We start from the raw sequence: 7662 nt of genomic DNA, 5'->3' as shown, positions 1-7662 counted from the left end.
CCATGGGCTGCCGGTCGCGGGAGGGCGCAAGAGGAGGCAGACCACATGAGGAGGGAGCAGCCAGTGGTTGAGCTGCCGAGTCTGATGACCACGGTGAGCCACGGGCTTCCTCGCCGGGCTGCGCCGATCTACGAGTTCGCGGAGTGGCGCAACTCGGTCACGTGGCTCCTGTCCGACCCCGATGCCGTCGCCCTGTCCCAAATGCTCTGCCATGCGATCGAGGCCAGGGCCGCCAATGCCAGTCGCTCCGCGTTGCGGGCGCCCAGCACGACCTTGGACGCGGTTCGGTCCCCCGATCTTTGGGCGGTACGCGCCCTGCTACGTCGTGAGCAATGGCAGGCGAACTGGCAGGCTCTGCTCGGCAGGGACACAGGAGGGCTTCTGGCCGCCGCCTGTGACCGGCTGATGCGGACACCGTCGGGGCCGCCGGCGGTCGGGGTACGGGAGGAACTGCTGGTCGACCGGGCCCAGGAGTGGTGCCGAAGGGCTGTGGGCGGCACGCCCTCCTACTCGTTCGCCATGGAGATGTCCGGTCTCTTCACCGCGCTGTGCACCGCCCCCGAGTCGAGCAGCACTCTCGAGGCCAGGACCACTTTCCTGTGGGGCGTCCTGGCGGGGGTCAGCGAATACTACGCGGGAACGGTGCCGCACGAACGGGAGATCGGGCGCCTCGCCCGGGAGGCGATAGCCGCATCCCGGGAATGTGTCCAGGCGCATGGGGAAGAGGGCGAACTCGTGGTCGCCGCCCAGGCGGAGTGCGGGTCGGTCCAGTTCCTCGACAACCTGACCGGGATCCTCCAACTGCCCTATCTCTTCACGACCGAGGAGTACATCCGTATCAGGGGCGCTGACATAGGCGTGCACATCTACACCGTCCAGGACGACCTCTCGGGCCGATACCGGGAGATCGCCGATGAGACCACGATGGTGGCCGTTCTGGCCCACGACCTGATCGATCAGGGGCGCGACACCGACAACGGCAACCGCAACAACCTCGGGCTGCGGTTGTCGGAACGGGAGCAGCTCTGGGACATCCTGGAGGTCTGTCTGAGCCACACCTGCGCCGTCGGGGGCGAGCAGTGGCAGCGCGTCGTCGCCGGCTTCGTTGTGGGTACCTGCCTCTACGCACGCGGGGGCCGAGAACGCATGCACGACGGCACCCGGACCACGGTGAGCAAGAAGCTTCGCCCGAGCGTGGAGTGGACGTACGCGCCCCGGCTGGCCGACTACTTCTCGCGGGCCGAATGCACCTGCGTGGAGCAGGCCGGTCAGGTCGACGTCGGCCCCGAACTGGACAGGCTCTACGCCGACAGCTCGACCATCGTCCGCGGCTGGCTGCACGGCCGCTGGGACGCGCATTTCGACGTGGCGGAGCTCCAGCGACTCGCTCTCGCCTGTGCGTCTGCCGTACGGAGCGGCAGCTCGCTGTTCGCCGGGCGGAACGGAGCGGAAGTGATTCCCTGACGGGGTCCGGCGTGCGCGGCGGCGTCTCGGAGCGAGGTCGTAGGCTTGATCCCGATGAGACGCCGCACCCCGCCACCGCCCTCTCCCCTGCCCCAGCGCGAAGGAGTGGATCCGGTACGGCTCCGGCTTCCGGCTGGGGACGCATGGGCAACGGTGCGCGACCATCTCGTGGAGCGGCTCGCGGCCGGGGCCGGCGTGATCGACGGGATGCTCGACGCGGGTCTGATCGTGGACGCCGACGGGCGCCCGGTGCCGCCGGACACGGCGTACGTGCCCGGGATGTTCGTCTGGTTCCATCGGGAGCTGCCGGACGAGGAGCGGGTGCCGTTCCCGGTCGACGTCGTGTACCGGGACGAGCACGTGGTGGTGGCCGACAAACCTCATTTCCTGGCCACCACGCCGCGCGGCAGCCATGTCGCCGAGACGGCCCTGGCGCGACTCAGACGGCAGCTGGGAATACCGGCACTGAGTGCGGCCCACCGCCTGGACCGGCTGACGGCGGGGCTGGTCCTGTTCACGGTGCGCCCCGAGGAGCGCGGCGCGTACCAGTCGCTGTTCCGCGACCGGCGGGTGCAGAAGGTGTACGAGGCGGTGGCTCCGTACGACACGACGGTGGATCTGCCACGCACCGTGCGGAGCCGGATCGTGAAGTCGCGCGGCCACATGGCAGCTCAGGAGGTCGACGGCGAACCCAACGCCGAGACCCGGATCGAGTTGCTGGCGGAGCGGAAGGGCGTGGCCCGGTACCGGCTGCTGCCGCGTACCGGGCAGACGCATCAACTGCGCGTTCACATGAGCGCATTGGGGCTGCCTATCCTCGGCGACCCCCTCTATCCCGTGGTGACCGAGCCCGTGGCGGTCGGTGATTTCCGGCATCCTCTGCAACTGCTGGCGCGAGAGCTGGAGTTCACCGACCCGGTCACCGGACGCGAGCACCGGTTCGTCAGCAGCCGTGAGCTGGGAGCCTGGTCCTCGAACGAAAAGGCCGAGGAGTAACGACCGTGGCGCCCGAGGGGCGCCTCACTTGCCTCCGAGCCAGCGTAGGAAACGGTGCAACACACCCTTACGGCCGGCCTGTTCCGATGCTGGCGTCGACAGGGGTGTGCCGGGTGTGTCGACGGGCTCCGGAGCCATGGGCCGAGGCTGCTCGGCGGCGGTCCTGGATCCGGTGCGCTGGGACGGGACCGACTCGGCTTGGGAGCTGAGAACGACCTCCTGCTGGGGTCCCGGCTCGAACTTCACCGGCAGTTCGACCAGATGCCGGTTCGAGATGGTCTCCCGCCAGCGCAGTTCGTGCTCGTCGCAGGACAGCTGGATGTCCGGCACCCGGTTCAGCAGCGCGTCCACACCGACGTCGGCGATGGCGCGGCCGATGTCCTGGCCGGGGCATTCGTGAGGGCCGCCGCTGAAGGCGAGATGGGAGCGGTTGCCCTGCATGTTGGCCTTGAGGTCGGGGCGCACCCGCGGATCGACGTTGCCGGGGGCGATCCCGAGGAGCAGGCCGTCGCCTTGGCGGATGCGCTGGCCGGCCAGCTCGGTGTCCTGCTTGGCGAAGTAGGCGATGACGGTACTGAAGGGCGGTTCGTCCCACAGGGTCTGTTCCACCGCCTCGGGCACGGTCATTTGGCCGCCGTTGAGCTGGGCCCGGAAGCCGGGGTCGGTGAGCACGACGCGCAGCACGTTGGCGAGCAGGTTGGCGCAGCTCTCGGAGGCGACGATCAGGACGAGCCGCAGGTGCTGGGCGACCTCCTCGTCGGTGAGCCGCGCCGGATGGCTGATGAGGTGGCTGGTGAAGTCGTCCTTGGGCTCGGCCCGACGTCGGGCGGTGAGCCGCATCAGGACGTCCATGATGTACGCGTTGCTGGCGAGGGCTGTCTCGGTACCCTTCGGCAGGTCCCGGGCGGCCTCCACGAGCCGGTCGTTGTACTCCTCGGGCATGCCGAAGATCTCGCACATGACCACCATGGGCAGGCGCTCCGCGAACTGGCTGACCAGGTCGGCTCTGCCTTCTTCGCAGAACTTGTTGACCAGGTGCTGGGTCGCACGGTTGATGTGGCGGCGGATCGCCCGGTAGTCGATGGTCGACATGGCGCCGCTGACCGCGCCGCGAAGCCGCAGGTGCTCGTCGCCTTCGGCGTGCGAGCACACGGGCTGCCAGGCGAGGTGGGGCATGAGCGGGTTGTCCGGCTTGGCCGTGCCGTCCTGCATAGGGGTCCACAGGCGGGTGTCGCGGCAGAAGTGGGAGGGGGTGCTCACCAGGTGCATGTTCTCGCTGTGGCCGAGCACCACCCAGATCGGTAGGTCCCCGTGGAGAAGAGCGGGCGCCACCGGGCCGTGTTCGGCGCGGAGCTTCTCGTACACGGCTCCCAGGTCTTCCGCTCCGGGGCCGTAGAGCCGGCGCAGGCCACCGGGGCCGAGGTCGTGCGCGGGGCAGCGTGGGGGCGGCGCGGCCGAGAGGTCGTCCGTGTCGGTCAGAGAGTGGGATTCAGGCGTCACAACGATCGCTTTCGAACGGAAACGGATCCGGCATGGAGGGCGATGAGACCGAGAGGGGACACCGTGCGGGACGACACGGCTCCCGGTCGGGACAGGTGCGGCGGGCGGCTCAGAGCAGCCGTGGTACGACGACTTGGAGGGGTGCCCGGCTCAGGCCGACGCTCCCGACATCGCCAGGGAGTGCAGGAAACGCATGAGGGTCATCAGGACGTCCCGGCTGGACGCGCGGCGGCGCGCGTCACACCTGATGATCGGGATCTCCTCGGCCAGGTCGAGCGCCTGGCGCAGTTCCTCGATCGCGTAACGGGGGGCGTCCGGGAAGTCGTTGACGGCGACCACGAAGGGCACATTGCGCTCCTCCAGACGGCCCATGACGTCGAAGCTGACCTCCAGCCTGCGGGTGTCCACGAGGACGACGGCGCCGAGGGCGCCCTCGAACAGACCGTTCCACAGGAACCAGAAGCGCTCCTGGCCGGGGGTGCCGAACAGGTAGAGCACCAGCTGGTCCGTGATGCTGATGCGCCCGAAGTCCATGGCCACGGTGGTGGCGGTCTTGGACTTGGAGCCGAAGTTGTCGTCGACTCCGATGCCGGCCTGGGTCATGGTCTCCTCGGTCGTCAGCGGCCTGATCTCGCTGACGGAGCCCACCATGGTCGTCTTGCCGACCCCAAAACCGCCCACGATCACGATCTTCGCCGCGGCTTGCGCGGTGTGCGGCAGGTGGTCCTCGGTCCGTGGACCCGTGATGGTGTCAGAGCTTTTGAAGTCCATGCATCACCGCTTCGAGGAGGGAACGGTCGGCCCGCGCCTGTCGAACGACGGGTGCGCGCGCCTGAACCAGTTCGGCCGTCAACAGCTCGGTGAGCAGGACGGTCACCACGCTGATCGGCAGGTTGAGATAGGCCGAGATCTCGGCCACGGACAGGGGTGCCTGGCAGATCCGGATCAGCGCCGACTGCTCCGGAGCGGCAGACGGCGGTGGATCGGCGCGCGCGACGATCAACGTGACGAGGTCGATCGGGGCGCGTTCACCGTCCTCTCCCGTGAGGATGTAGAGGCGCTCGGGGGGGCGCTCCCCCGTCGTGCTCGGAAGCTCGTCCTCGTGAAACGGGCGAGACGGCTCATGTTCGGGTTGGCGCCGCTGGCGCTGCGGAGGCGTCATACGGTCTGCCCGTTCCGACGGGGCGGAGTGGTCAGATGGGCGCCGATCCGGTCCACGAGGTCCCGCATGCGGTTGCTCATCAGGCCGGGCTCCGCGATCTCATTGGCGAGCACCGCGAGGTAGGCGTTGGAACCGGCGGCCATCAGATAGAAGTAGCCGCCGTTGATCTCGATGATGACCATCCGCATGTGACCGTCGCTCTGCGGGATCTCCCCCGCAACGGCCCCGGCGAGGCTCTGCAGTCCCGCGCAGGCGGCCGCGACCCTGTCGGCGGCGTCCGGGTCTCCTCCGTGGCGGGCGATCCGCAGGCCGTCGGCGGACAGCACGACGATCTGCTGGATGCCGGGTACTCCGTCGGCCAGATCCTTCAGCATCCAGTCGAAGTTGGCTCGTTGCTGGATCACTTGAGGTCCCCCTCGTCGTCGGCCTCCGTACGGGCCGGCTCGGTGTTCGCGGTGAGAGCGGTGGACGTGGTCGAGTCGTCCGGGTTCCTGAATGCGTTCGGGTCGGGGTCGCCCTTGAGCCCGGCCATGAACGCCTCCACCCACATACCCGGCGGGGGCAGCTCCTTCTTCGGCTCCGGCTCCGGCTGCCACACCGGGGCGGCGGCCATCGCCGCCTCTGCCGCGGCTTCCGCGGCGGCGGCCTCGGCGTAGCGCTGGCTGAGCGGGATCTTGTTCCGGCTGCGGCGCTGCGGCAGGCCGTTGGTGGTCCACTCGGTGACGACGGGCACGTCGTCCTCCACGCCCGGTCCCATCTCCTCCGCGGAGCTCGGGATCCGCGGACCGGTGGTCGGACGACGACGCTTCGGCTTGCGGTTGGGACCTTCGACACCGCCGGTGTCCATGGTGGGTACAGCGCCGATACCGATGCCGTGGGCGAGACCCGGGGCGGCCTCCTCGGTGAGCATGTCGCGAGGTACGACGACTACTGCTCGGACGCCGCCGTAGGCGGACGGCCGCAGCGAGACCTGCATCTTGTACATCGTCGACAGCCGACCCACGACGGCGAGACCGAGACGCGGGCTGCCGCCCAGGTCGTACATGTCCATGCCCTGCTGCGCCTTCGCCAGCATGTCCTCGACCTTGGCCCGCGCCTCCTCGCTGAGGCTGATGCCGCCGTCCTCGATCTCGATGGCGACGCCGGTCTGCACCTCGACGGCGGTGACGTGCACCTTGGTGTGCGGCGGGGAATAGCGGGTCGCGTTGTCGAGGAGTTCGGCGCAGGCGTGGATGACGGGTTCGACGGAGACGCCGTTGACGTTGACCTTGGCGATGGAGTGCAGTTCGATGCGGCGGTACTCCAGGATGCGGGACATCGCGCCGCGCAGACAGCTGTACAGCGGGACCGGCTTGGGCCAGACACGGCCCGGGCGGCTGCCGCCGAGGACGGCGATGGAGTCGGCGAGGCGGCCGATCAGCGCGGTGCCGTGGTCGATGCGCAGCAGGTCGTCGAAGACCTCGGGGTTGCGCCCGTGGTCCTCCTCCATCTCTCGGAGTTCCTTGTTCTGCTGGTGGACGATCGCCTGGACGCGGCGGGCGATGTTGACGAAGGAACGCTGCGAGGAGTCGCGCATCGCTTCCTCGCGGTCCACGATGTCGAGCACCGCGCGCAGCAAGTCGCGCTGCGACTTGGGGAGTTCCCGCCACTCCGCGTCACCGTCGATGACGTGGCGAATCACCTCCGAGGGGGATTCTCCACCGCGCAGCCGGTACAGCACGGCGGGCAGGATCTCCTTGCCCAGCCTGGTGAACTCCTGGTCGTGGGCGGCGATCCGCTGCTCCAGGGAGAGGGTCCGCCGTTCCTGTTCGGCGCGCAGTTCGCGCACGGAGCGGCGGGTGGCGCGCACGGCCGCGACCGCGACCGCGATCAGCAGCAGTGTCGCGACGGCTCCGGACAAGCCGACGGCGAGCCGGACCGGCCCTGTCACCAGGGCGACGGTGGTGCCGGTCGCCGCGGCCATCAGTATCGCCGGCAGCAGTAGTACGCGCCCGTGGGGGAGGTCACGGCCACCGGGAGGCGATTGAACACTCACCATGTATGCCCTCTAACGACAAATCGACTGGAGGTCGGGGGACTTGCTGGGACTTCTGGGACTAGCTGGGGGTTCATCCGCGAATCAAACTGGATCTTCGGTAATTTTTGGAACAAGCGCACGAATACACCTCAACTCGGTGCGCTGCGGGCGAGCTTAGTCCGACCGGATCATCGCTGTGTCATATTCAGCAACCGCCTGAAATCACCCTCACGACAGGAGTACGCTCTGGTCGTTTACACGCTGAGGCGCGACTCGAACGCACAGCGTCACGATGCATGGGCGTACGAAGGCGCGGACGTGCGAAGGCGCGGATGTACGAAGGCGCGGGCATGCGGGGGCCGGGGGAAGCCAGAGCTGGTTCCTGGGGGTCGGACGTACGGCCAGCCGAGACTGCACACCCGAGGCGTCACGCTTCAGACCTCAGACGCCAGACCTCAGACGCCGACGATCCGCAGCGCAGCGTCCGCCGTAGCCTCGGCGAACGCTGCGCTGCGGATCGTCG

7 protein-coding genes are annotated in these 7662 nt (G+C 68.7%); 2 read left to right on the top strand and 5 right to left on the bottom strand.

The genetic code is table 11. The features are described 5' to 3' along the window. Window positions 1–63 precede the first annotated feature (63 nt). Entirely contained in the window at window positions 64–1464 is a 1401-nt protein-coding gene (locus tag AOK15_RS30050) for a hypothetical protein (protein WP_055521485.1), read from the top strand. A 54-nt stretch (window positions 1465–1518) separates the two neighbouring features. Next, window positions 1519–2460: an RluA family pseudouridine synthase gene (locus AOK15_RS30045; protein WP_055521483.1), complete on the top strand. Its 942-nt coding sequence runs from the start codon at window positions 1519–1521 to the stop codon at window positions 2458–2460. Window positions 2461–2484: 24 nt separating this feature from the next. Here AOK15_RS30045 and AOK15_RS30040 read toward each other — a convergent pair whose 3' ends face one another. From AOK15_RS30040 to AOK15_RS30020, 5 genes are all read right to left on the bottom strand, one after another. Next, complete coding sequence (locus AOK15_RS30040) at window positions 2485–3960, bottom strand: cytochrome P450 (protein ID WP_205632260.1); 1476 nt, start codon at window positions 3958–3960, stop codon at window positions 2485–2487. A gap of 150 nt (window positions 3961–4110) precedes the next feature. After that, window positions 4111–4731, bottom strand: a complete 621-nt coding sequence (locus AOK15_RS30035; protein WP_055521482.1) for a GTP-binding protein — start codon at window positions 4729–4731, stop codon at window positions 4111–4113. Further along, a complete protein-coding gene (locus AOK15_RS30030; RefSeq protein WP_055521481.1) occupies window positions 4712–5122 on the bottom strand; it encodes a DUF742 domain-containing protein in 411 nt (136 codons plus the stop codon). The genes AOK15_RS30035 and AOK15_RS30030 overlap by 20 nt, the downstream gene beginning before the upstream one ends. Then, window positions 5119–5526 (bottom strand): roadblock/LC7 domain-containing protein, encoded by a 408-nt coding sequence (locus AOK15_RS30025; RefSeq protein WP_055521480.1) that lies wholly within the window; start codon window positions 5524–5526, stop codon window positions 5119–5121. The genes AOK15_RS30030 and AOK15_RS30025 overlap by 4 nt, the downstream gene beginning before the upstream one ends. Further along, entirely contained in the window at window positions 5523–7160 is a 1638-nt protein-coding gene (locus AOK15_RS30020; protein ID WP_055521479.1) for a sensor histidine kinase, read from the bottom strand. The genes AOK15_RS30025 and AOK15_RS30020 overlap by 4 nt, the downstream gene beginning before the upstream one ends. Window positions 7161–7662: the final 502 nt, after the last annotated feature.

It is taken from the genome of Streptomyces ossamyceticus (assembly GCF_001418475.1).
In the GTDB taxonomy this organism is placed as follows: domain Bacteria; phylum Actinomycetota; class Actinomycetes; order Streptomycetales; family Streptomycetaceae; genus Streptomyces; species Streptomyces ossamyceticus.
Note: the sequence above shows the minus strand (reverse complement) of the source record. Positions and strands in the feature narration are given on the sequence as shown.